Origin of the sequence: Paenibacillus sp. MMS18-CY102 (assembly GCF_009789195.1) — a bacterium.
Lineage (GTDB): Bacteria > Bacillota > Bacilli > Paenibacillales > Paenibacillaceae > Paenibacillus_T.
In genome coordinates this window covers 104,895-130,454 of record NZ_WSTC01000003.1, presented here as the reverse complement: position 1 = coordinate 130,454, position 25,560 = coordinate 104,895, and the positions used below count along the sequence as shown (strand labels likewise).

The 25,560-nt window shown below is 52.1% G+C and carries 21 protein-coding genes; 13 read left to right on the top strand and 8 right to left on the bottom strand.

Features of this window, described 5'->3' with window-relative positions; genetic code table 11:
* Positions 1–115 precede the first annotated feature (115 nt).
* The 7 genes from GON22_RS03300 to GON22_RS03270 all read left to right on the top strand — a co-directional run bounded on the left by GON22_RS03300 (position 116) and on the right by GON22_RS03270 (position 8,939).
* Positions 116–1,339, top strand: a complete 1,224-nt coding sequence (locus tag GON22_RS03300) for an enolase C-terminal domain-like protein (RefSeq protein WP_160394699.1) — start codon at positions 116–118, stop codon at positions 1,337–1,339.
* Between the two features lie 33 nt (positions 1,340–1,372).
* Entirely contained in the window at positions 1,373–2,227 is an 855-nt protein-coding gene (locus GON22_RS03295; RefSeq protein WP_160394698.1) for an NAD-dependent epimerase/dehydratase family protein, read from the top strand.
* 188 nt (positions 2,228–2,415) lie between these two features.
* Entirely contained in the window at positions 2,416–4,389 is a 1,974-nt protein-coding gene (locus GON22_RS03290; RefSeq protein WP_160394697.1) for a glycoside hydrolase family 3 protein, read from the top strand.
* Between the two features lie 799 nt (positions 4,390–5,188).
* Positions 5,189–5,704, top strand: a complete 516-nt coding sequence (locus tag GON22_RS03285; RefSeq protein WP_160394696.1) for a hypothetical protein — start codon at positions 5,189–5,191, stop codon at positions 5,702–5,704.
* A 17-nt stretch (positions 5,705–5,721) separates the two neighbouring features.
* Positions 5,722–6,255 carry a hypothetical protein gene (locus GON22_RS03280; RefSeq protein ID WP_160394695.1) on the top strand — a complete coding sequence of 178 codons (534 nt, stop codon included), beginning with the start codon at positions 5,722–5,724 and terminating at the stop codon, positions 6,253–6,255.
* Between the two features lie 478 nt (positions 6,256–6,733).
* Positions 6,734–7,831, top strand: coding sequence for a WG repeat-containing protein (locus GON22_RS03275; RefSeq protein ID WP_160394694.1), 1,098 nt, complete (start codon positions 6,734–6,736; stop codon positions 7,829–7,831).
* Positions 7,797–8,939, top strand: coding sequence for a winged helix DNA-binding domain-containing protein (locus GON22_RS03270; protein WP_160394693.1), 1,143 nt, complete (start codon positions 7,797–7,799; stop codon positions 8,937–8,939). The genes GON22_RS03275 and GON22_RS03270 overlap by 35 nt, the downstream gene beginning before the upstream one ends.
* 78 nt (positions 8,940–9,017) lie before the next feature.
* Here GON22_RS03270 and GON22_RS03265 read toward each other — a convergent pair whose 3' ends face one another.
* Together GON22_RS03265 and GON22_RS03260 are read right to left on the bottom strand one after the other, a co-directional pair.
* Positions 9,018–9,695 carry a hypothetical protein gene (locus GON22_RS03265; protein WP_160394692.1) on the bottom strand — a complete coding sequence of 226 codons (678 nt, stop codon included), beginning with the start codon at positions 9,693–9,695 and terminating at the stop codon, positions 9,018–9,020.
* A 31-nt stretch (positions 9,696–9,726) separates the two neighbouring features.
* Complete coding sequence (locus GON22_RS03260) at positions 9,727–10,890, bottom strand: NADase-type glycan-binding domain-containing protein (RefSeq protein WP_160394691.1); 1,164 nt, start codon at positions 10,888–10,890, stop codon at positions 9,727–9,729.
* A gap of 105 nt (positions 10,891–10,995) precedes the next feature.
* Here GON22_RS03260 and GON22_RS03255 point away from each other — a divergent pair, with 105 nt between their 5' ends.
* From GON22_RS03255 to GON22_RS03235, 5 genes are all read left to right on the top strand, one after another.
* Positions 10,996–11,700: a YEATS-associated helix-containing protein gene (locus GON22_RS03255; RefSeq protein WP_160394690.1), complete on the top strand. Its 705-nt coding sequence runs from the start codon at positions 10,996–10,998 to the stop codon at positions 11,698–11,700.
* Between the two features lie 57 nt (positions 11,701–11,757).
* Positions 11,758–12,264 carry a hypothetical protein gene (locus GON22_RS03250; protein WP_336604258.1) on the top strand — a complete coding sequence of 169 codons (507 nt, stop codon included), beginning with the start codon at positions 11,758–11,760 and terminating at the stop codon, positions 12,262–12,264.
* A gap of 124 nt (positions 12,265–12,388) precedes the next feature.
* Positions 12,389–12,922, top strand: a complete 534-nt coding sequence (locus tag GON22_RS03245; RefSeq protein WP_237178994.1) for a sigma-70 family RNA polymerase sigma factor — start codon at positions 12,389–12,391, stop codon at positions 12,920–12,922.
* Positions 12,909–14,381, top strand: coding sequence for a DUF4179 domain-containing protein (locus GON22_RS03240; protein ID WP_160394689.1), 1,473 nt, complete (start codon positions 12,909–12,911; stop codon positions 14,379–14,381). The genes GON22_RS03245 and GON22_RS03240 overlap by 14 nt, the downstream gene beginning before the upstream one ends.
* Positions 14,382–14,461: 80 nt before the next feature.
* A complete protein-coding gene (locus GON22_RS03235) occupies positions 14,462–14,722 on the top strand; it encodes a hypothetical protein (RefSeq protein ID WP_160394688.1) in 261 nt (86 codons plus the stop codon).
* A gap of 473 nt (positions 14,723–15,195) precedes the next feature.
* Here the strand turns inward: GON22_RS03235 and GON22_RS03230 are convergent, their stop codons facing one another.
* From GON22_RS03230 to GON22_RS03215, 4 genes are all read right to left on the bottom strand, one after another.
* The gene (locus GON22_RS03230; RefSeq protein WP_160394687.1) at positions 15,196–16,209 is read right to left on the bottom strand and encodes a hypothetical protein; all 1,014 of its coding nucleotides are present in this window, start codon (positions 16,207–16,209) and stop codon (positions 15,196–15,198) included.
* A gap of 159 nt (positions 16,210–16,368) precedes the next feature.
* Positions 16,369–17,382 (bottom strand): hypothetical protein, encoded by a 1,014-nt coding sequence (locus GON22_RS03225; RefSeq protein WP_237178993.1) that lies wholly within the window; start codon positions 17,380–17,382, stop codon positions 16,369–16,371.
* A 168-nt stretch (positions 17,383–17,550) separates the two neighbouring features.
* Entirely contained in the window at positions 17,551–19,071 is a 1,521-nt protein-coding gene (locus GON22_RS03220) for a sensor histidine kinase (RefSeq protein WP_160394685.1), read from the bottom strand.
* A complete protein-coding gene (locus GON22_RS03215; RefSeq protein ID WP_160394766.1) occupies positions 19,068–19,754 on the bottom strand; it encodes a response regulator transcription factor in 687 nt (228 codons plus the stop codon). Before GON22_RS03215 ends, GON22_RS03220 begins: the two co-directional genes overlap by 4 nt.
* 360 nt (positions 19,755–20,114) lie before the next feature.
* Between GON22_RS03215 and GON22_RS03210 the strand changes: the two genes are divergently transcribed.
* Positions 20,115–24,095 (top strand): hypothetical protein, encoded by a 3,981-nt coding sequence (locus GON22_RS03210; RefSeq protein ID WP_160394684.1) that lies wholly within the window; start codon positions 20,115–20,117, stop codon positions 24,093–24,095.
* Between the two features lie 231 nt (positions 24,096–24,326).
* Here the strand turns inward: GON22_RS03210 and GON22_RS03205 are convergent, their stop codons facing one another.
* Positions 24,327–24,905: a methylated-DNA--[protein]-cysteine S-methyltransferase gene (locus tag GON22_RS03205; RefSeq protein WP_160394683.1), complete on the bottom strand. Its 579-nt coding sequence runs from the start codon at positions 24,903–24,905 to the stop codon at positions 24,327–24,329.
* On the bottom strand, positions 24,898–25,482 hold the full coding sequence (locus GON22_RS03200; RefSeq protein ID WP_160394682.1) for an Ada metal-binding domain-containing protein: 585 nt from the start codon (positions 25,480–25,482) through the stop codon (positions 24,898–24,900). Before GON22_RS03200 ends, GON22_RS03205 begins: the two co-directional genes overlap by 8 nt.
* Positions 25,483–25,560: the final 78 nt, after the last annotated feature.

Below are 25,560 nucleotides of genomic sequence, written 5' to 3'. Positions count from 1 at the left end.
ATCGGGTTGGGCGGAACAAGCCAATAATGCGGTGGAAAGTTTAATAATGTCTCATTAAGCGCCCGTGCGGATTCCCGTACAATGGACACGACACCGCAATAGGGAGGGCTTGGACGTGGCCAAAATAACAGGCATTCGATGCATTCGGACAAGAACGAACGGGACATGGACCATTGTAAAGGTGACGACGGATCAGGATGGTTTATATGGTATCGGCTCGGCTTCGGATATGTATAATCCGGAAGCTGTCATCGCGATTATTGAGCAAATGCTTGCTCCCCAGCTCATCGGCAGGGATGCGGCGAATATCGAAGACTTATGGCACACGATGAACTTAAGCAGCTACTGGCGCAATGGCGCGATGCTGCAGACTGCAATTGGCGGCATCGACATGGCTTTATGGGATATAAAAGGCAAAGAGGCGGGCATGCCCGTCTATCAGTTGCTTGGCGGCGCAAGCCGCGCAGCGGTTCCTTGCTATGGGCACGCGGGCGGCATGGATATTGAGGAGCTGAAGGAAGACGTGAGCCGCTATATGGAAGAGGGCTATACGGTTATTCGCGCCCAACTGGGCGGCTATGGCGGGGGCGGCTTTATTCCGCCTGAACAGGCCAAGCTGCCGATAGGCGCATGGAGCAAAGGTCCCGTGTTCGACGAGCAAGCCTACCTGAACGCAATTCCGCGCATGTTTGAGGAGCTGCGTGTGGCATTCGGTTCAAATGTTGCGTTCACGCATGATGTACACGAGCATTTGTCGCCAATTACAGCGATCCAGCTGGCGAAGCGGCTTGAGCCGTACAATCTGTTTTTCTTGGAAGATGTGCTCGCGCCGGAGCAGATTGGCTGGTATCGCCAGCTCCGCCAGCAGAGCGCGACGCCGCAGGCGGTAGGCGAGCTGTTCGTGAACAGCCAAGAATGGCTCAATCTTGTGCAGGAGCGGCTGATCGATTTTATCCGGGTGCGGGTATCCAAAGCAGGAGGCATTACAGCATGCCGCAAAATCGCTTTGTTATGCGAAGCGTTCGGCGTCCGGACCGCGTGGCAGGAGGGTGGCGAGAACGATCCGGTTAATCAGGCGGCAGCCGTTCATCTCGACATGGCTGTATGGAACTTTGGCATTCAGGAAGTTAACCATTTTAAGCAGGAAGAGCTGGAAGCATTCCCAGGCCATGTCGTGCGCAAAGGCGGATACTTGTATCTGTCTAATAAGCCGGGGCTTGGCATTGAGCTGGACGAAGCGAAGGCGGAGCTGCTTGTCGGGGAAGGTTGGAACAAGGCGACGTATCATCAGCCGTATGCGCTTGATCGTAAAGCGGACGGCACGTTGGTCCGTCCATAACAATCCAGTCAGCTAGAGAGAGGAGCATGTGGCATGCGAAGCAAAACCATTGCAGTTACAGGCGGGAGCGGGAAGCTTGGCAAACAGCTCATTCCAGCGTTGCAAAAGCTCGGCTTTGAAGTCGTATCGCTCGATATGGCCCGGTCGGACCAGCCCCATGTGAGGCAGATTAAGGTGGACTTGAATGATTTTGGCCAAGTCGTTGGCGCGTTGCATGGGGCGGATGCGATTGTGCATTTAGGCGCAATACCGGCGCCACTCGGGCATCCGAACGCGACGATTTTCGCTAACAATGCCTTGTCTACGTATCATCTGCTGGAGGCGGCGTCTATTCTTGGCATTGGGCAGGTTGTACTCGGCTCAAGTGAATCGTCGTACGGGTTCGCATGGGCGCCCGCACCGTTCGCGCCGAGCTATGTGCCTGTCGATGAGGATCATCCCCAGCAGCCACAGGAATGCTACGGGTTGTCAAAAATCGTAAACGAGCAGACGGCTGCGATGTTTGCGAGGCGCAGCGGCAGCAACATGCGCATTTATTCGCTGCGCTATTCGATGATCGTTGGCGCGAACGAATACGCGGGGTTAGCGACGGATCGCCCTGAGCACTATACGCGCAACCTGTGGAGCTATATTGACATACGCGACGCGGTGAGTGCGACGATTGCAGCATTAGGTGCGGAGGCGCCGGGCGCACATTGCCTCAACATCACTGCTGACGACACGCTCAGCGATTGGGAGACGGCGCGGCTGCTGGCGCATTTTTATCCTGAAGTAACGGATGTGCGGGAGCGCTTCTCCGGGCGGCAAGCGGTCGTCAGCAACCAACGGGCGAAGCAGGTGCTCGGCTGGGCGCCGGATTACTCTTGGACCAATCAGCACAATAGTTGATGCAGGCATAAATATAAGCAGGCAAACCGCCTTCCCGGCTAGTGGGGAGGCGGTTTTGTTTTTGCACCATTCACATATTCTCATACATGTTGGCCATATTATGATTGGGATAAGCTGGACAAAATGCTTCCCATCGTGTTGTTTGGTATAATTATGCTGAAAACGATTGCAATTTTAGGGGGGCAATTATGAAAAAAAGGATCGCCGTCACGGCAGCTGTAGCCATTCTGCTGTCTGCGGGCATTGGCGTGTACCTCGGCATGAAGCCGGCGCATACCACAACTGGAGTTACCAAAAGCTGGTCTGTCTTTAATGACGCAACGCAATCGATTGAGGCGCGTGTAAACGATCTGCTCGGGCGCATGACAGTGGATGAGAAAATTGGCCAGATGGTACAGGCAGAGCGAGCGTCGGTTACGCCCAAGGAAGTGAAAAAGTATATGCTCGGCTCTGTCTTCTCCGGAGGCGGCTCATTTCCTAATGACAAGCAATCCGACAGCACCCGAGAGAAGTGGGCAGCCATGGTCGACGCCTATCAGGATGCTGCACTGTCCACCAGGCTCGGCATACCGATTCTGTATGGCGTTGATGCTGTTCATGGGCAAAATAACATTGTCGGAGCAACTATTTTCCCGCATAACATTGGGCTCGGCGCTACTCGAAATGTTGCGTTGGCCGAGAAGATCGGTGCGGCAACGGCAGAGGAAGTAAAAGCTTCGGGCACGAACTGGGCGTTCGCGCCAATGATTGCGGACCCGCAAAACGCGAAGTGGGGCCGTACCTATGAAGGCTTTAGCGATAATGAGGAGCTGGTCGCCCAGATGGGTGTTGCCTCCATTAAAGGGCTGCAAGGCGATACGATTCAAGATTTGGCCAAGCCGAGCAAGGCTGTAGCAACTGCGAAACATTTTCTCGGCGAAGGCTTAACGGATAATGGCGCCAATCAAGGAGACATTACGACGTTGACAGAACAGCAGGTGCTGGACATCAGCCTCCCGATGTACGAATCAGCCGTTAAGGCAGGCGTTCGGACGGTTATGGCATCCTATAGCAGCATTCAGGGGTTAAAAATGCATGCGAACAAGCGGCTGCTGACGGACGCGCTCAAAGGAACAGGCCCAGGGCAGCTTGGGTTTACGGGCTTTGTCGTTTCGGATTACAACGCCATTCAGCAAATCACGAAGGATTGGGAAGGCAATCCGGTCAGCGGCCTTCGCGACCAGATCAAAACGACGGTTAACGCAGGCGTCGATATGCTGATGATGCCGGCTATTTGGCAGGAGACGATTGCCCACATGAAGGATTTGGCGGCCAAAGGCGAGATTTCGCAAGAAAGGATTGACGATGCGGTAAGGCGTATCTTGCGCGTCAAATTTGAATCGGGCGTGTTCGAGCAACCTAAGACAGACCCGTCGCTGGCCAGCACGTTTGCTTCCGCTGAGCATAAGGCGCTTGCACGACAAGCGGTCTCGGAATCGCTTGTGCTGCTCAAGAACGATAAAGTGAGTGGCTCGCCGATTTTATCCCAGCTTGCTGGCATGGACAAGATTTTCGTCGCAGGCAAGAGTGCCGATGATATCGGCAGGCAGCTTGGCGGCTGGTCGATTACGTGGCAGGGCGCCGCGGGCGATACGACGCCAGGCACGACGATTCTGCAGGGCATAAAGGAAGTTGTTGGCGATGGCAAAACGATTACTTATGACAAGGAGGGACGTGGCGCTGCTGGCCATGATGTGGCAATCGTAGTTATCGGCGAGGAGCCGTATGCCGAGGTAGAGGGAGACAATTTGAATGGGCTGAAGCTGAGCGATGTCGATCTGGCGACATTGGCTAATGTGAAAGCATCGGGTGTCCCGACTGTCGTCGTCCTTGTCTCCGGCCGTCCATTGATTATCACCGGCCAACTCAACGATTGGGCAGGTTTGGTTGAGGCGTGGCTTCCGGGTACGGAAGGAGGCGGCGTTGCAGATGTGCTGTTTGGGGAGCGCGATTTCACTGGCAAGCTGCCGATTCGCTGGCCATTTTACGCTGAATCGTATAAACCGCTAGAGCCTGGCAAGCGCAACCTTGATGAGGGCCAAATTTTGTTCGACTTCGGGTATGGGCTAACGAAGAACGAGCCGTCACCGCCGATGAAGCCGGTGCCGCTCAAGCCTGCATGAGTGGATAGAGGCGAATAAGCAGATGGCTTTGGCGGCTCGCTTGAATAGTTCCGCGGGCACGATTTCGATGGCTCCCTCATGGCAGGGAGCTATTTTTTGTGCAGATAAAAAGAGGAACCGATCCCAACCTAACTAACTAGGTAGCCCCATTGCAGTTTGTACAATGATGCTATTAAGAACCCTAATCACTTTAGTGCTGCTCTTTGTATGGATGAATGGGGGGAAGTTTGCAATTTACACCATAGGGGCTAATCAGTGGCTTAAAATTAAGGTTGCGACGATCGGCGATTACCGATGAAAACATCAATTATTGCATCGGCTCGCAAATCGAATACCAATACGTACGCTTTTGGGCAAATGTTCGAAGTTACGTGAGCGGCAGCAAGACCAAGCCACATGTGCATCTATTCGCAGCGGTATTCAATGATAATCTGATTTCCGGCTTGCCGGGAAGTGGTTTTTTTGTGTAAGATCTATTCGGTATGAGTTTATCATTTATTTGAAAAAGTAGATAGTAGTCCCATAATGGTAAACAATCGGACGGAACGCGGAGCAAAGGTTGTTCATGGTCGATGCTTATCAGGGTGGGGAGCTCACTATGCAGCTAGGGACGCACTGATCATTTGCGCCGATGATCGCGACTCCGCAGAGCATCAAGTGGGGATGAATTCGAGCAAAATATCTATTGAAATGTTAAAAAATATAAAAATTTAATTATTTTTCAATTCTGTGTATGCTATGGAGAAGCATGATATGAATGAGTAGATCATGTGAAATAACTAAAATGGAGGTTTTATTTGTGAAGAAGCTAAAGAAGTTATCAACACTCATCGTGGTTGCTGCACTTACGATTCCATCTACAGTAAGTGCTGCTACTGTGCATGAACTAGGGTACTCCGCGGTTGATTCGAGTGAAATTCGTTGGGGGGGATCGACAAAGTATTCTACAGCTTGGAGTTCAGCAGTAACTGCTTGGAATGCTTTGAATAAAGTGGTTATTGCACCCGACACTGTTTGGTCAATTGAAGATTTGACTATTAGTGATATTAGTGAAGAGTCAGATGAGCCATTCACAGCTCAATATATAAATTCTATAGGTGCCGACGAACTAGAGTTCAACACATTCTATATGGATGCTTCTTACAGAACGGCAGCTCATAACCAAAATACCGCGATGCATGAACTTGGACACGCTCTAGGGATTGGCGACCATGAAGGAGCTGCTTATAATACAAATATTATGTACTATGCTGCTACCTCAGAAACGACTATTAAAAATCATGAAAAAGATGATTATAACAACATACATTCATAATAGGAGGGACTATGATAATGAAAAAAAAGGTGATATTTGCTATAGTGGGAGCACTATGTTTGGTAGGAGGTTCTTACGTAATCTATGATAATGTTTACAAGCCTGACAATGTAATTGTTTCTAGTGCTCAATATGCTTTTGATGTGAATAATAAAGAGATGTTAGTAGGTTGGGCAGAGAATGTTTTTGTAGGGACTGTAAATAAGAAGCAAAAGGAAGATAAGGATCAAGTTAGCCCGTATTCTACCTACACTGTTACAGTGCACGAAAATATTAAAGGGAATCTAGAAGGAGATATTGAGATATCCCATAGAGTTGCTTATGACAATGAAAAGAAAGCTTTGTTTAAATTCGAAGGTGCGGATTATTTAGCTGAAAACAAAAAATATTTATTTGTATCCAGGACTGATACAAAAACAGGTCAGATTACTGTAGTTCCGATTTATGGAACGATACTAATCAATGATGAAGAAAATGAGAGGAAGATAAAGGCGGAGTTTAAAGAAGCAAAGTTGAATGAAAAAGATCCATTCAAAAAAAATAATGAGTAAATATATCATGGTTAATAAATTGGAAATTTAGATATAGTTCGATGGATTATTCCTTTACGAAGCAGTAAACCGGACTTATTAGTCAAGGACAATTTGAAAAGGTGTCGAGCAACATTGTTGAGATGATTCCTGTATCTAGACAGGGATCATCTCTTTTGTTTACATTGAAATGAAGATCGTTCTAGCGGGCATTATGGATGTGTGCACAGTCTTACACCAGAATGAGCCTAATATCGCTAATTAAGGCGGAAATGTCCCTTTCCTGCCGATTATCATGGTACAAACTTCAATGGCGCGTCCGAACGGAGCTGCGCAGCAGCCAACGGGCTGCCCGAGCGAAGCTGCACATTGGCGCAAGAGTCACTCGATCGGGCAACAAAATGAAAGATATTGCCGTCTAAACGAGTATAGTTCAACTAATAAGGGAGCGTGAGCGTGTTGCTTAGAAAAGCAGGTACAATTTTAGCATTGGCGTGCTATGGTGTTCGGGCTTGCCGGGATGGGCGACAGCCAGCAGAGGGCGAACGCGGCCACAGCAGCAACAGTGACGGCGACAGCGATTGCCGAGACCTCGTCGGGCAATCAGTTGTATTACATCGAGGAAAATGGCAAGTACGGATTTATTAACGGCAAAGGCGAGGTTGTCATCGAGCCAATCTACGATAGCCTTGGCAATTCCGCTCAGCCAGGAGGCGCGGTCTATGCGGAAGATCGCGCAGCCAAGAAGCAAATTTACTTTAGCCCAAAGGGCGAGAAGCTGTTCGAATGCGAGTCTGGCAAATGCGGCATTATGTCTAACGGATTAGCGATGTATATAGCGGCAGTTAAAGCAAGTGACGGAACCGCCGTTACTCGGTATGGCTATATTGACAGCCGAGGGAAGATAGTCATTCAACCGATCTACCACAGGGCATTTCACTTCTCCGAAGGCTTCGCTCGCGTCAATCTGGGCAAAGCTTCTGGCTTTATCAATACGAAAGGCGAGCTTATTACACCGTATCGGTACAGCCAAACTGCCGATTTCGCCGATGGCATGGCTGCCGTTAGCTTGACTGTGGGAGGCAAATACGGATTTATCGATACTTCAGGAAAGCTAGCTATTTCGCCGCGTTTTGATTATGTTAGTGGGTTCTCCGATGGCGTGGCTGCCGTGAGCGTGAATGGCAAATACGGATATATTGATAAAAAAGGCCGATACATACTGCCGCCTCAGTTCACGATGGCGCAGCCTTTTTCGGAAGGGCTGGCATTCGTTGAACGCAACGGGGTGACCTTCTATATTAACAAGGCGGGCAAGAAGGTGATTCAAACGATTAAAGCAGGCGGCACTTTCTCAGGCGGGCTGGCTCCCGCAAGCAGAGGGCAAACCTATGGTTATATTAATAAATCTGGTGCCTTCGTTATCAAATCGCAATTCGAATGGGCGGATTCCTTCTCAGGCGATCTGGCGGTGGTGTATGTGCGTATCCCTCAATCAAGTAACTATGTGACGGGGTATATCGACCGAAGCGGGGCAATCGTGTGGAAGGAGGGCAACACGCATGCGCACGGATCGAACGAAGGCAAGCATGGATAGTGGAGCGGCAGAATCGGCAGTCATGGGAACCAGAGCATTAAACCGGGCGCTGCTCGCGCGGCAAATGCTGCTTCATCGCGTGAAGCTTTCACCGCTTGAAGCAATCGAACAGCTGGTCGGGCTGCAGGCGCAGTCGCCGCACGCGCCTTATTATGCGCTATGGGCGCGGCTTGAAGCGTTTCGTCCGGAAGAGCTGTCCCTTCTGATTGAGAACCGTTCTGCTGTAAGGCTTGCGCTCATGCGATCGACTTTGCATTTGGTTTCCGCCAAGGACTGCCTGGAATTGAGGCCGTGGGGGCAAACGGTGCATGAACGGGGCTTGCAAGGAGCGTTCGGCAAGCGTCTTGCCGGCCTGGATCTACAAGAGGTAGCCGCGGTGGCGCGTGAGTTGGTAGAGGATGAGCCGCAAACCCTCGCCGCATTGGGGAAACGGTTGCAGTTACGGTGGCCGGATCGTGATCCGGCCGCGCTGTCGGCAGCTGTTCGGGCTAGCTTGCCGCTCGTCCAAATGCCACCGCGCGGCCTATGGGGCATGAGCGGGCAAGCAGTGCATACGACGGCTGAAGCTTGGCTCGGCGAGCCGCTTGCAGCGTGTCCTGACGCACATGCCATCGTACAGCGTTATTTGGCAGCCTTCGGTCCGGCTTCTGTGAAAGATATTCAGGCATGGTCGGGGCTCACGCGAATGGCGGATGCCGTGAATGCCCTTCGCCCTCAGCTCATAACCTTTCGTGATGAGCAAGGCTGCGAACTGTTTGACTTACCAGATGCGCCTCGGCCTGCAGCGAATGGGGAAGTGCCGATTCGGTTTCTCGGCGAATTCGATAACATGCTGCTCTCCTATGCGGATCGCAGCCGCATAATGGACGAAGCGTACCGGAAGCGAGTGATCACCGATAATGGCATTGTCCGGTCCACGGTGTTGATAGGCGGCTTCGTCGGCGGTTTATGGCGAATCGAGCGGGGAAAACAGAAGGCGACGCTAGTTATTGAGCTTTTTAAGCCGCTTTCCGAACAGGAAACAATCGAGTTGGTTGAAGAGGGGCAAAGGCTGTTAAGCTTCGCGGTGCCTGATGCTGGACAACGGGAGCTTGTTATTGAAGGATAGACGAAGAAGACAGCGAGTGCTAGAGCGCTCGCTGTCTTTTTGGCTTGCTGCGGAACTTAAGTAAGGCTTAATGGACAATCACCTGACTGCCGTCATGTATCGATTGTAGATCGATGACTGAAGTTTAAATAGTTCATACAACAGGCTTTTAACCTCTTCATGTGGGGAGAAAGCATATTCGTGTTTACATGCAACAAACGCGGTTCTTGCATGCTCTGAAACGGGACCTAAATACTCCGGGAGGTGACATTCGTCCTCCATCGCCTTTATTTCAGTTATAGCCTGCTGCATGCGATCGATGATTGGACCGGGTTCATCTGTAGCGCCACATCCTTTTCGATAATCTTCATACAGTTGAAGCAAGTGTTGTTGAATAGCGTCATCCGAAGCCTCTCTCTCGATATGCTCACCATTCATAGTGAAATGCGAATCGCTCTCTCTTGTAATCGCCACATGTTGATAAAAGACAAAAAGCTCATCGTATTTCATCTGTGTAGCGTCCTCAAACGGTTGCCAATAAAGAGAAGCCGTCGTAGGCAAAGGCGTATTGTTGAGCAGATAACGGATGCAAGCTCCTGCGGCGGCATCCGCAACATTTAACTTTCCAACGGAAAGCCACTCGGTATAATTTGGATCCTTTTTTGCCCTAATGACAATGGTTTGGTCCCGTGAGATATAGATGTCAATCCGAAACAGATCCGGCCTAATCGTGTATTTAGCCGTTTGCTGCGGCATGCTTGCGACTAAATTTGTCATAAGGGGAGAGGACTGCCCGCCACCTCTAATGCTAGCTTGCAGAAATCTCCGAAATGCACGTATCATGGAACTTCGCCCCCGGACGTACCTCTAGAATGGTCAGCTTGATGGATGAGGTTGAGATGCTGTTCAGGCCGTAATCGGCTAATTTAATATTGCTGCCCTTCGTCAAATCGACGGTGATTGAAGTGCCGTTGGAAAACGCAATGCTAGCTTTACGAACCATGCCGTTGTCGAGGAAAGAGGATAAGGACTTCGTGTACCCCGATGCAATGCTCAAGCTTGTTACTGTCATTTTGTTGGGGAAGGCAACGGTAATGCTCTGTCCAACCCCATCACCCTTAATTCCCTCACACCAGCATGTCTTCAAATTGCCGTCTACAAGCTGTTTGACGCTATAATCGACTGTTTTCGTTGCCGGCAGAGTGGAAGAGGCGGTTATATTTTTGTCAGCTTTAAGAAATTGATCATTAAATGAATAATCTGTGTAATACCAAGATTCTTCGGGTAATTTCGTAGCGGTTCGTTTATGCAAATTTATTTTATATTCCTCCATCATAGAGCCGTTCACATAGATCGCGAGGTGTTTAACCCACGGCTTGTTATCATCATTATCGGACCCAGGATAACTAAATTTTATGCCGTTTCCAGGTGAGCATTTGCAATAGTCGGACAAGATCGTTTCCGCAGCAACGATGGTGTAGCTACGATAGGCGTATGGGTCGCGGATCATCGTTCGAGTTGTTTTAAAATACGGCTTCATCCCAGCAAACACGTTGCTTAATGTTAGTTTTACTTGGTTGTTTTTAAGCAAAATGGTGCCTGTGCCCTTAAGGGGCTTTGAATCTTCGTCTTCCAGATCGATCATCTCATACGAGAAAGTGCCCTCGCCTTTGGTATTGAACGTAACGGCAGGCCGTTTGGCAATGTTAAATGCGTAGTAGTTATGCGGATCGATCTGGCTCATGTCTAGCTCAACGTTCGCACGCGTCCCTGTCTTGTCGAATGATAAAATGAGGTCATTGTCCGTGTTCTCATCCTCTACAAGCGCCTGATCCACCCATTTGCCTTCGTAGCTTGCAAAGCTCGCGGCGCTCGTCCCAGCAGCATTGGCTTCTTTCTGCAGCGATGGCATCAAGGAGAGCGATATTAGAATTAGCACAAGCATATACTTCGCAATAGATTGTAACTTCACCTTTGGTGTTCCCCCTCTATCTCTATTGAACTTCACACGATTGGTTTTCGACATCGACAATAATTTTCCTTTTTTATGCCAAAATAGCCCGTTAGGAGGATTGTCATGGACCATGGAATCATCCTTATATTGATTATGATCGCAGCGGGATTGGTGGGAGGGGCGGTCAGCTATGTACTGCCTCTGGCTAAGCCGGGAAGCCCGCCGCTGCTGAAGGATCGGGGGCTGTACCAATCGATGCTTATCGGCATCGCGGCTTCGTTTATGGTCCCGCTTTTTTTAAAGCTGATTTCAAGTGATTTGCTGTCAGCCGATCAACTGGGCAAAGGTGGCTTTGATGCGAGCAATGATCTTGTTTTTGCAGGATTTTGTTTGATGGCGGCTATTTCGTCGCGCAAGTTTATTGAGTTGCTTACGAATAACGCATTGGAAACGCTGTCCCATAAGGTCGATCAGGCGAATCGGGCGGCGGATGCCGTGGCTGATTCACTGACGGAGGATTCGGCCGGAGCGAACAATGCCGCAGGGCCGGCTTTCAGGGCGTTAATGCTGCAGCCGGAAGAGGAGAACCGGGCAAACGTTTTATATGCATTAGCGAGTTCAAGCTTCACGTTCCGCACGCCGGAAGGCATTTGCGGAGACTGCCATTTAGATGATGCCACGGTAAATAAAGTGCTGGCCTCGCTCTTAACCGAGAAGCTAGTGGAGCAGACGCTGCGGCCCCAAGGTGTCCGATTCCACATTACGCCGCTGGGCCGCGCGAAGCTGGGGGAGTTATCGAGGAGTGGAGCGGGCAAAGTGCAGAGGTGATCGCGCCAACGGCGTAGCCGCCGAAGCGCAGTTTTCAGCGCGCGATGGGGGACGCGGGTGTCAACCCCATCATTTGCAACATTACATGGCTTGAAAGGCTTGAAGGGTTTGATTCCGCTGCTGTTGCTCGTCTTCGTAATGGGTTGCACAACAAAAAACGAAATGCCAAGCGAGCAAGCAGTTTTACGAACCTATCTCGAAGATAAGGGTTACCAGAGTATCTCTTACGAAGGCATCGCTGAAAGTTATGAGCTGACCAAGCAAAAAATCGTCACACTGCCGTATATGATGTATTGGGGAATGCAGCCTGAAGATCCTTCGAAGTATTTTGGCAAAACAATCACCGTTAAAAAGTTTATTGTAAAAAATCATCCGTTATCGCAAGGGGAAGTTGATGTGTATGTTTACGTAGTGGATGGCCAGCCCATAGGGGGAACTTCGTACCCACATGGCAGCAAGATGTATGGAGGCTACTGGTCCATAGAAGGCAAAACGCTGGAGGAGCTTCAACCGAAGCCCTTTCAAGTGTGGAGGCAAGACTGGGTTAACCGATATAGCCGCTAAAATGGGGGCTGTCCTGTAAGCAGTAGTAGCTTACGGGACAGCCTCCTCGTTGTTAATTTTCAAAAATTACCCAAAACCATTCCCGCCTTCCCAACGTCTAATCATGGAGAGAAGGGGTGAGGAATTGTCTACACCATCGACAGAGGCGCTTATACTTGCTACGCTCCGCGGCGATTCGGAATCGTTCCGCAAGCTGCTGGCCGCAGATAAAGAGAAAATATATGCAATCGCGCTGGCGTACTTGAAGAATGAGGCGGAGGCGCTGGAAGCGATCCAAGAAGCGACATGCCGGGCTTATATCCATCTTGCGAAGCTGAAGGAGCCGCGTTATTTTCATACATGGTTTATTCGCATTCTCATTCGTTGTTGCATTGACGAGCAGAAGCGCAAGCGCAAACTGCTTCCGTTATTCCACGTGCCTGAGCCGCTTGCCGCTGACCTCAAGCTGGATGAGAAAATTGCGATGGAGCTGGCGATTGATACGCTGCAGCCCAAACTGCGGCACATTATTATTTTAAAATATTACAAAGATATGACGCTTCCGGAAATTGCAAGTTTGCTGGAAAAGCCAGAGGGAACGGTAAAAACCTGGCTGAGCCGCGCATTGAAGCAGCTCCGCGCTGTTCTGGGAAAGGAGGGGAAGCATGGCACACCATGAAGGGCAGGAAGCGAAAGAGCATCAAACCGAAACAGCGCTTGATCCTATTGAAGCGGCGATTATGGCGGGCATTCGCAAGGGCGAGCAGCAGCTGAAGCGGCGGCGAAGGTTGCTCAGGAAGCGGTGGTCTAGTGTTGCAATAATGAGCATGCTGCTGGTTGTTTGCCTGCTTGCCATTCGTGTATCGCCGGCAGTGGCAGCTGTCGCGCGCGACATTCCAGGCTTGGCGCTTTTCGTCGACCTGATCAATCGGGAGTCGTCTGATCGTGGAATTGGGCTGGCGTTGGATAACGATTTTGTGCAACCGGTTGGGGTGGCTGACGAGCATGATGGATTGAAGCTGTCCATCGAAGGCATTATAGCAGACGATTCACGGCTGGTGATGCTGTATGCCATCAAGCCGGCGAACGAGGGGGAAACCGTCGTACGAATTGACCAGCCGCGCCTATCGGATGTATCGGGCAAGCACCTTCCTGCTGCCATTGGCTATTCAGAAAACCAAGAGATCGAGGGGCGGGATTCCGGCATTCAGCGTGGAACCATCGATATTCAATTGGCAGAGGGGACTGCGATGCCCGAAGCCGTTGTGCTGAAGCTGAGCTTATTGGAAGAGAAGCAGGAAGATTCGCAGAATGCGAATGCAGCAGGCCAGCGTGCAGGGGAGGAGTCGCTTATTGGGACGGAAGGAACGCCATTGGAAGGGAAGCTTGGCAGCCAGCAGACAACTGGTACCCATTTTACAGTGAAGGTGCCGATCGATCGTGAGCTGTCCAGAGGCCGCCAGCATGAATATAACATCGGGCAAACCGTTGTGATAGAAGGGCAAGAACTTACGTTCACCAAAGCCGTCGTATCGCCACTCAGCTTGAAGCTGTATGTGTCATATGATGAAGCTAATGCGAAGCAAATTTTCGATGCCGGCGATATGCGGATTTTGGACGATGAGGGCACGGAATGGCATATGATTTCGGGCGGGAACGGGAGCCTTAATAAGGACGGGCGGATCTATCATTTTGAGAGCCCTTATTTCAAGGAGCCCAAGTCATTGACGGTAGCTGGCAGCTGGTTCCGTGCGCTTGACCGCAATAAGCTGAATATTACGGTCGACACGGACAAGGGGCAATTGCTGCGTGCGCCGGACGGCAAGCTTGAACTAAGCAAAGTGATGCGGGAAGCCGAATACACGAAGCTGGATTTTGCACTAGGCGGCTTGGATCCTGCGGACCAGATGATGTACTCGTTACTCGAAGGAACGTTTACGGATGGGGCAGGGAAGGAACACAGCATGGCGAACTTGCAGCAGGTGATGAGCGGGTATACCGTTAACGGGAGCGAGGAGCGGGAGAAGCAGCATTTGCTGTATTACCTGAATCGGGAGCGATATCCGCAGCCGTTGACATTTACTATTTTTGGCTATCCGATGTATATTCGCGAACCTTATTCCATTCGGATCAAGTAGCACGTGAACACATAATAAGCTAGGAGACCACTTATGAACAAAATTTGCCTCGGCCTGAAGAGGGCGTTTACAGTAAAGTTGTGAATAACCCAGAAACGTTGCGGCAGGCGATAACGGCGGGTCAGTGGTATGTAGATGCAGCGCATGCTTGGGAGCATGGGAAATTAACGATCCGTTTGGCGAAAATGATCAGCGGGTACGTAAGCGCGTACCCTTCCGGGTATTTTGAGTACAAATTTGCATGGGCTAACGAAGCGTTTGGGCTTGAGAAGGAATCCTTCTTTGTAGCTAAGGGCTTGAATATGATCGATCCGACGGTCATCAAGGAGACCGGGAGCTAACTTGCTGTAGCGCTTGCCGCGTTGCATGATGCAAAGTTGCTTAAAGCGTAGCTGTGCCTGGCATGTTGTACAATGCATGCTGCTTGCTGCTCTAAGCGCAGCCGTGCCTGCCATTGTATTTCATACAATGGCAGCGGCCCGAGCGCCGATATGTAGAGCTGCCATTGCATTTTGTACAACTAGCTTGCCAGAGCGGCCCCGAATATTCCGCTAAAAGTGGGAAATTAGGCCTTTCACCACCTCTCCCATTGTACAGACTGCAATGATGCGCCTCGAACAATGTCATTTGCTGCTTTGTCATTGTACAAACTGCAATGGCACAGCAGAAGCGTGCGGGTGAGCGGGGAGCCCGCGCGGTATCGCAACCAGGAACACCCACCAACCCCTTTGCCAAAAAAGAGTAACCCCAAAAAGGCCCTCCGTCATCGACGGGGGTCTTTTTTAGTTACCGCCCTGGCCCGGAAGTTATGTTCTTACAACGCCTCAATTAAATCAGCAATTGCGCGCCGCTCCAGCTCCCTGATCTCAGACAAGTTATCGGCGATTTGTTCATAATAGCGGGTATCCCCGCGTACGACGCTTTTCAGGAATGTATTTCGGGCGGCTTTCGTTTTCATGAGAATCTCGCTGTAGTCGGGATAATCAGGCGGTAGTGTGCCTGCTGCTTTCATGTATTCGATGAAACGATAGAGGTTTCGTTTATGGTCCGCCAGAACAGGCAGAACGGTATAATCGACCGGACCCCTGCCCCTGAAATTCGCAATGAGCTCATCATAGATCGACATGCCGTATTTGGTGAAATACACAGATGGGACCGATTTGGTGTGATGGTCGAGATCGCTGCCGTAATCTAATTCATAAGGCCCATGCGTCGTGGAGTGGAGGTAGTCGGAGAGGAGCGCTTTGTAATAGGCTGAATCGATAGATACTTCCGATTGGTTATCTATGATTTGCAAAATTTGAGCCCCATCCCACCAGAAGCTTCCTTCGACGTACGTTTCATAAGCCATACGCAGCTCGCCGAACGAGGCCTCTTTATACGAGTAAGCGGAGTTGAAGAAATCGGCGATATGAAACATTTGCTGTTCACGGTCATAGCCAAAAATAATGATCGGATGCGGGAACGATTCGCCTGCCGTATTGTGCGCGCTGATGTGACGGCACTCTACAGACATGTAAACGTACTTGCCTTCATCAATGGAAGCGATTACAAAATCAATGATGTCGACTTGGTCCAGCTCGTGCATCGCAATCGTTTGATTGGCCACCCACGGGGTCGATTTTAAGATGTAGGTCGTCGAATAGAAGTCCATATACGGAATGATTTTCTCATCCTCATTATGGTCGTAAACGAGAGCGAACAGTTGAATATAGTGCGAGAATTTCCATTGCTGGACATGATCCGCGTCATCGATTAACGATAGGATGGCAGTGTGATGTTGAAACGAAGTGATTTCGGGCATAACCACGGGCAATATTTTACGCATGAACAGGCACACTCCACATTAATATTAATGTAAAAATTTGATACAAACCTAGTATAGCAATCCAGTTTGCTATTGGCTAGAATACCGGCAATTTGGGCACAAAAGGGACTGCCCTAAGCCATGTCGGCTGTCGGACAGTCCCTAATGAATACGCTTCGCTTATAGCGCCGCAATCAGATCCGTAATCGCACGCTGTTCTAGCTCCTTGATCTCGGACAAGTTGTCGGCGATCTGTGCGTGATAACGGTTATCTCCGCGCAACACGCTTTTCAAGAATGTATTCCGGGCTGCTTTTGTTTTCGTAAGAATCTCGCAGAAATCGGGATAATCGGACGGCAGAACGCCTTTGGCCTTCATGTATTCGATGAATTGCTGGAGGTTGAGTTTATGGTCTGCCAGAACGGGCAGGACGGTATAGTCGACGGGGCCCCTTCCTCGGAAGTTAGCAATGAGCTCATCATAGATCGACATGCCGAATATCGAATGATAGATGGTCGGAACGGTCTTGGTGTGGTGTACGATATCAATCCCGTATTTTAATGCGTAGGGGGCTACTGCCGTGGAGTGGAGATAGTCGGAGAGGATGGATTTGTAGTAGTCCGGATCGATAGATACTTCCGATTGGGCGTCAGTTACTTCCAAGACTTGTGCGCCATCCCACCAGAAGCTCCCTTTTTCATACGCATGATAGGCGGTGCGAAGCTCGTCGAAGGAGGCTTCCTTAAACGAAAACGTAGAGTTGAAGAAGTCAGCAATATGAAAAGCCTGGCGGTCGCGATCATATCCATGAATGATAAGCGGATGGGAGAACGATGCGTCAGGATGCTCGTGTGCGGCGATATGGCGGCATTCTACGACCATGTAGACGTATTTGTTTTGCTCAATGCAATCGATTACAAATTTGACAATATCCGTCTGGTCCAGCGCGTGTCTCGAGAAGGTTTGATTGGCCACCCACGGGGTTGATTTAAGGATGTAGGACGTGGAATAGAAGTCCATGAACGGGACATTTTTCTCGGTCTCATTGTGGTCGTACACGAGGGCGAACAGCTGCATGAAGTTGGAAAACTTCCATTCTTGGACATAGTCATCATCACCTAAAATCGACAGGATGGTCGTATGATGCTGGAATGAGGTGATTTCTGGCATAACCATAGGCAATTTCTTACGCATAAGCATACACGCTCCAAAACAATCAAAATGTAAAAAAATGATACAAGCATAGTATAGCAACCATTTCCAATGCTGACTAGAATTTAAGGGCATTTAAGGTTCATTTTCAATAAAAAAACAAGGCCCCATCTAAAAAATAGGGTCTTGTTTTTCATAATGAACACCTGATTACGGTGTAGCTGCCGGCAGCTTAAAAGCAAACGTTGACCCGTGCCCGATGGCACTGTCCAGCGTGATTTCGCCGCCATGCGCTTCGACGATCGATTGGGAGATCGAGAGGCCGAGCCCCGCGCCGCCATGTTTGCGCGTGCGGGATGAATCGCTGCGGTAAAACCGCTCGAACACATGCGATGCGTGCTCGGCTGCAATGCCAGGACCGTTATCGGCAATGGCGACGATAGCTTGGCCGCTTGCCGCACGCGAGACCGCCACCTGGATTTTGCCGTTATGCGCATCCGTATGCTGTACAGCGTTGTGGAATAGATTGAGCACAACCTGCTTGATTTGGTCGGCATCGCCATTGGCGCTAACGGCCTGCTGCAGCTTGAACTGGACGGTGCGCTCGCCAGCGAGCATTCGTAGGTGTGGCTCCATCTCTTCCATCAGCTCATCGAGCATGATGGGCGACATGCGCAACTGCGCCGCACGATCCATCTTGGCGAGCGTTAGCAGATCCTCGACGAGCTTCTTCATTCGCGTCGATTCGCCATGCATGCTGTTTAGCGCCGGGTACAACTGCTCACGCTTGTCAGCCGCGCCGCGCAGCAGCACTTCGATGAAGCCGTGGATGGACGTCAGCGGCGTCCTTAACTCATGTGAAGCGTCGGCGATGAACCTTCGCATATGTTCCTTCGCTTCGCGTTCCGCCTCGAAGGAGGTTTCGAGCCGCTCCAGCATGCCGTTGAACGATTCGGCGAGCAGATCGATTTCCAGCTGCCCTTGGCTGGCGGGGAACCGTTCATTCAAGCTGCCGGCATCGGTCTGCTCCACGGCGCGAACCATCCGGTTTAGTGGGCGCAGCGTCCGCCGCAAGACCGGCAAGTACAACAGCAGCCCCCCTGCGAGCGCGATCAGCGACAGCCCAGCGAAGATGGAGAGCTGGCGAAGCAGCAGCTCCTTGAGCGGCGCTGTTTTTTGCCCGAGCTGCAGCATGGCGTCTTGGCCAGGGACAGTATCGGCGAAGACAAGCAACTGCTCGGTTCCGTCGGCTGCGGTTTCGACTTGATAAGGGATGCGCCCGCGTGCACGTTGTCCCGCCTTCTCGCTAATAGCTGCATATTCCGCTTGCGTGAGCTCAGGGGCTGCAATCCCCTTGTCCGCCGTCACGTCGGTGAACGTGCCATCGCTGCCGATAAGCGCAAGCGACTTATCCAGCATAAACAGAAGAGGGCCGCCGTAGTAACCGCCGTTGTCATGGCCATAATTGCCCTTGTCCGGTCCTTCCCCGTGGGGCTGCCGAGGGAAATTAGGGTTTTCCCCGAAAATCTCCTTAGGCATGCCGCGCAGCTCGGACATCATCGTCTCCGCTTGATTTTTGTACAAGAAGTCTCGCATGATGACGTACTGGAACGCGCCAATTAGAATAAGCAGCGCAGCAAGAATGAATAACGACCGTGCAAGCAGCTGCGACCGAAGGGAGCGGGGGAGGAAGAGCCGTTTGAATGCCTGAAGGTTTATCAGGCGTTTCATGACAAGTCAACCCGGTAGCCGGCGCCGCGCAGCGTCCGAATAAGCCGATGCTCCTTGTCCCCTAATTTATCGCGCAGGGAGCGTACATACACCTCGACAATATTTTCCTCCCCGCCAAAATCATATCCCCACACCTTGTCCAAAATAGTGGACTTGCTAAGCACAATGCCGTGATTGGCGACCATGTACTTCAGCAGCTCATATTCGGTTGGCGAAAGCTCCAGCGGCTGCCCTTCGTACTGGATTTCTTTGCGCCGGTCATCAATGCTGAACGGCCCGAGCTTAACCTCGCCGAACAGCATCGGAAATTGATTGCGCAGCCGAGCGCGAATGCGGGCGAGCAGCTCATCGAAGCTGAACGGCTTCACGAGGTAATCATCGGCGCCTAGCGTCAAGCCCTTCACGCGGTCATCGACCTCGTCCTTCGCGGTCAGCATAATAACCGCAACCTCGCTGCCGCCTTTTTTGATCATCCGGCAAGTTTCGAACCCATCCATGCCTGGCATCATCACATCGAGAACGATGACATGCGGCGCAAACTCCTGTGCCAGATTAATAGCAGCCATGCCGCCGGGCGCGGTGCGGACATCGAAGCCCTCATTCGTCAGGCCAAGTTCGAGAAATTGCAAAATATGAGGCTCGTCATCGACGAGCATTATTCGAATGCCAGGTGTTGGCTTCATCATAAGCCCTCCTTAATCGCACGAATCACGGTGTATAAGTGCAAAAGCTTGCTTCTATTATGACTGTTATTATCCGCCGCCAAACTGAACCTTCGCTGAACGCGCCCTGAGCAAGGGCTTAAACGTTCGGATGCTAGGTGTGATGTTATTGTAGCATGCCAAGCACTGCTGGCAAGACCAGCGGCATAGTTCCTTAAGGCTGCTTCGCAGCAGCAAAACTCGGGTCTTGGCCCCTATCGTACGGCGCTTGTAGCCGGGCAAACTCCGTGATACAATACGTATCGCATTGCGGGAGCAAGGTAGGCAAGACGGATTAGCAGTGCTTTCTTCATCCTAAACGATGAATTAAGGAGAGGTGTCATGTCCGCCATTATTAATCAAAATGCACTCGATGAACTACTCGTATTGGTTCGAACGGAATATCGCAATTTGCCGCTGCGCGAGCTGCTGCGCTTATCGCCCCATGTTCTGCTTGGCGTCAGTCCACAGGCTGCCGACATTTTGAAGGAACTGGAAATCACGACCGTATTCGACTTGGCTACATCCGGCGTGTTCGACGCTGCGACGAAGCTGCTCAATGCTGCTTCGGACATTCATTCTGCGCTGAACCAGCACGGAACGCCTACGGCTGATCTCGTACGGGAGGCGGTAGCAGCAGGCAAGAAGGTCAATGAGCTGCAGTTTTTGGCGATTGGCGTTTTGCAAAGCGTGCCTGAGGGACGGGTAGATGCGATTTCCGAGGTGCTGGACGTGCAGACAGTACGGGATTTGGCGCTGTATCCACCTTACCGCGCTGCGACGAAGCTGCTGACTGCTGTGTACTTTCCCGAAAATGTTTCGACCTATGACCCTGAACGCCCGCCGGATTTGCTGCCTAAGACGGGGGAATATCCGACGGAGCGTGTTCAATATACGACGCTGCTGATGGATCAGATTCACGTGGGCGATGATGAGAAAATCATTGATATCGTAAGCCCGATCTTCAAGCCGATCGACATCGGCATTCTGGCAGCAAGCGATGCCGGATTTAAGAAAATCGCCTTTGGCGCACTGCTCACTTTCAACCAATCGTGGTATGCACAGGGCGTCACGCTCGGCCAATTGCTGCACAGCACGGCGCTCGCGCCGGGCGAGAGCACGCGCATAGCCGTCGTGGATTGGTCGCGCAAAAGCCGTGCAGGCGAAACCGAAGTAATCAGCGAAATTGATGACTTGACCAATGACGCTTCGCATAACCGGTCGATCAACGAAGTGACGCAAGCGGTAGCCAACGAGGCGCAGAGTGGCTTCTCCGAATCGAATGCGAAGAGTAAATCGAGTGCGGAAGGCTCATCCTCCGCGGAGGAGCTGTCCGCTCCTCTAGGCGGGTTGTTCGGCGGCCCAAGCGCATCGTTTGGCCAGACGAGCAGCTCAGCATCGACGAGCTCGCATGCGGACAGCTATTCTACGTCGTTCGGGCATCGCGATATCGGCAGCACGATGATGCAAAATGTGAATGACCGTACGCATCAGCATGCCCATAGCAGCCGCAGCCGCCGCGCTTCTGTCGTGAAGGAAGTTTCGCAAAGCGAGCATGAGGGCGTCAGCACGCGCGTCATCGCCAACTATAACCATATGCATGCGCTAACGATCCAATATTATGAGGTTGTGCAAGTCTATCGTGTCGAGGTTGCAATCGTGAAGGCGGATAAGGTCGTCTTTATCCCGATTCAGCTAATCGATTTTCTAAACGATGCGCTCGTCCGCCGTTTCCGCAGCGTGCTGTCGCGTGCGGCGTTGACGTACCCGATTCGGGAAGCGCTTATGAACCTCGATGTACTGGAAATTATTCCAGAGAAGGATACGCATTTCACCGCCATCGGGAACCGGCTGAGCATTCTGATCCGTGATGCGATGATTACGCGAACCGGCTTTGCGGCTCCGCCGCCGACTATTCCGTCACGCACGCAGCCTAATTTGGCGGTGAATAAGGAAACGGATGCGGCCGCCAATGCTACGAATGCGAATGCCGCTAACCAGCCAACGAACAATGCGTCGATGAATATGAACATGAGCACATCATTCCAGCTGTCGTATACGATTCCCGTTTATCAGCAAGTGAACGATGCTTTGTGGTCGATCGACCAATCGGCTCGCATCTCGCGCCTGTTGAACCGGGCGGTGCTCCGCCAGAACAGTGCGTCGATGTTCATTCCGACCGACGTCATCATCGAAGGCGGCGTCGTATGGGCAGGCGGCACGGCTGTGAAGTTCGTGTTTCATACGTTGTCGGGCGGAACCGTGACGACGGTGGATGCAGCGCATCCGCTCGCGATGAGCGATGTGAGCCGAATTGGCGTGATTGGCAGCAGCCCGGAAGTAAACGTGTCGGCGACGCTCGTGCTTACGCTCAACCGCAACGGCGTACGTTTCCCGCTGGAGCTGCCGAAGGTGACAATTGCTAAAGGCTCAGTCGTGGAGACGCTGGTAGTCCAAATCAAGCCTGGCGGCGTAGATGCGAATTTGAAGTCGCATTTGATGGAAAATCGAATGCACTACAGCCAAGCGGTATTCCGTTCGCTCGACAGCACGCAGTTGGCGCTTCTGTTATCGGGCTATGGCGTGGAGTTGAATGGGGAGCTCGTGCCCGTTTCGCAGGTGGTTGAGCCAAGGCCGATTCGGTATATTGGCAACTATCTCGCTTTCAAAATGAACACGGACTCGTCCAGCGACGAGACGTGGGCGAAGTGGCTGCGCGAGCATGGCATCCAGCTTGGCAGCGCCAAAGAGGATATCGTTCCACTGCCGTCGGGCGGCACGTTCGCCGAAGCGGTGCTGGGACGCTCGAACAGTGCGGAGAAGCTCGACATTACACGGTTCTGGAACTGGCAAGACTCGCCGATTCCGATGCAAGCGACCGAGATCGCGGCGATCCAGACGGGCAGCCGAGCGACGAATGAGGACGTGAAGCCTGGGCAGCTTAGCACGCCAATCGTTAACATTACGTCACCGACGACTTTGCCCGATCCAAGCGGTACGGCGGCAATTCTTGCAGCGATTCAGAACGGCAACATGTTCCGCGATATGAGCGGATTGCAAGGCACGATCGGCTTGGCGCAGTCTGCGCTGCAGGCGACATCGGCTGGAGCAGCTACCGCAGGCCAGCAGGCAGGCACCAATATGAACAGCCTGCTGACGGCGAATACGGAGCGCCAGCGCATTGCGGCGGAGATGATCACGAGCCTTGCCAAGACAGCGGCATCTGTATATACCGGCGGCCTGGCAGGCGGCGGTGGAGGCGGCATCAGCGGAGGGGGAAACCATTCGCAGGATGGCGCGAAGATCAACTACTTTGATAAATCGCAGGGACAATCCGGCAGTGGCGGTTCAGGCTCTGGCGGCAGCGGCGGGGCAGTATCGCCTGTTGGCGGCGGCGGATCCAGCGGCGGAGGCGGTGCAGTTGGTGGGTCTGGCGGCGGTGCGGGCTCCGGCGGCAGTGGAGGAAGCAGCGGAGGCGGCGGCTATTCGCAAAATCCAGCAGCGCTTGCCGCGACATGGGGCGATAGCGAGCCGCGATCCAATGTCGTCAACCGGATACTTGATAAAGTATCCGGTGCGACTGGCGGGGATGATGCATCCCCTTCGAGCAGCCCGCTAGACACGCGCAAAGCATGGCCGAAGCTCGACAGCAATACGGTGTTGACGCGCATTAACAATCTCAAGGGCGATGCGAACTTGTTTAATCAGGGCGTCGTCGGGCTGTGTACGACCGCTTGCTTCTATCATCACATCATTCAAAAAGACGCCGCGCAGTTTGAGTCATTCGCGAAGGCGTTGTTCGGCGGAGGCATCGGCTTCCTCGGCAAGCTGAAGGTCGCGCCGGGCACCGACTTGCGCAACGCGGATTACAGTGCGCTCGCTGCCAAATTCCCAGGCATGCCGCCGCAGGCAGATTGGATGCTTATGTCCTCGCTGCGCGATAGCGAGAACTGGTTCTTCGATTACGAGGGCGCGCCGGATGAGTCCACCGCAATCGAGACGCCGACCAAGGAACTGTGCGAGTGGTACACCGACACCGGCTTCTACAAATCGGCAACCAATAGTACGGATAAGAGCGTAGCAGCGATCAAAGCGATCACCAAGAACGCCAACAACCATATCGTGCTTTGGATCAAAACAGCGCTGCTCCAGCCAGGCGACGGCACGCATGTCATCACGCTCGAAGGACCGATCACGGTCGACGAAGCGAATGACAAAGTGACCTTCGACTACTGGACATGGGCGCAGCCAGTAAAAACGATGAACACGACGTTGACGTCGTTCAAAGCGAACTACATCGGCAATATTACGGCTAGTTTCTAGGCAGCAACGCCTGGAGGCAGTCAAGGCAGGCCTGATGGCCGGCTGCAATTGTGGATAAGAGTGAAGAAGAGCTATAGCGGGCGTTGCCTGCTATAGCTCTTTTTTATGTGCTGCTGGATTCGCCATTGCACAGAATACAATCACAGCGCCCAGAGGATGCGGCCGAGCTTAGCGAATCGATGCGAACTAGTGCTAGTAGCGCCTGAGTTGTAACGCCGTGTGCTGTTATCGCTACGTTTTGCCGACGGCGACTCCCTCCAGCTCCAGCAGCACTCGCTTCATCGCGAGCCCGCCGCGGAAGCCGGTCAACGCGCCTGACTTGCCGATCACGCGGTGGCAGGGTACGCCCATCAGTACGGGATTGGCCCCAATGGCGGTGCCAACCGCGCGGACGGCTTGAGGTTTCCCGATGCGCAAGGCGATGTCCGAGTAGGTCGAGATGCAGCCATACGGAAGCTCGCGAAGCGCTTGCCATACGGCCTGCTGGAACGGCGTTCCATGCAGGTCCATTTGGAGAACATCCAGTGCTTCCCGCTTGCCAGCCAAATAGTGCCCGATCACTTCGGCGTATGGAACAAGCGCATCGTCATCACGCACTAACCTATGCTTAGGGAGGCGGCGGCTGAGCCACGCCTTCACTTCATCAAGTGGCTGATCGGCCGAGCCGATATAACATATGCCCTGTGCCGTCGCGGCCAGATGCAGCGTCCAAGGGCCTGCTTTCACTGGGCTCCAGTAAACCACGCCTTCCGTGCTGTCGGCTCCGAATGATGCGTTGGCGTTAGAATGGCTAGTAGCTGCGTTATTCATGGCCTGGTGCTCCTTCCTGCTGATCTATTGTTAAGTTCCTGTAATTTCGGCGATACTCGCTAGGGGGAGCTTCAACTTCTTTATGAAACCATGTGGCAAAATGCGCCGCGCTCGGCAGCCCGATCGCTGAAGCGATGCCCGCCATTGGCATATCCGTGTTTGCCAGCAGCCGCTTCGCTTCCGCCAATCTAATTTGCCGCAGGCAAGCTGCGGGCGATTGGCCCATCACGCGCTTGAACGTTCGCTGGAGATGATATCGGCTGCCATGAACCGCATCAGCTAGCACGTCTAGCGTCAAAGGCTCCGCGTAGCGTGATTCGATGATCCGCATGATTTGGTCGACCCATTCTTCATCCGGCAGCTTCCGGCCCTCCGGCCTGCAGCGTTTGCAAGCGCGAAATCCGCTAGCTATAGCTTGTTCAGCTTGTAGGAAAATCGTGACATGCGCCCGATTGGGCACGCGGGAACGGCAAGAAGGGCGACAGTAAATGCCGGTCGTTTTCACCGCATAATAGAACAAGCCGTCGAATGAGCTATCGCTGCTCACAATTGCATTCCAATGTTGGTCACTTAGCACGCTCTATCGCCTCCACGGTTTTTAGTATACGCTTCTGGTTAACCCAGATAAAAGGGCGCAAGAATATAAAAGCAACAA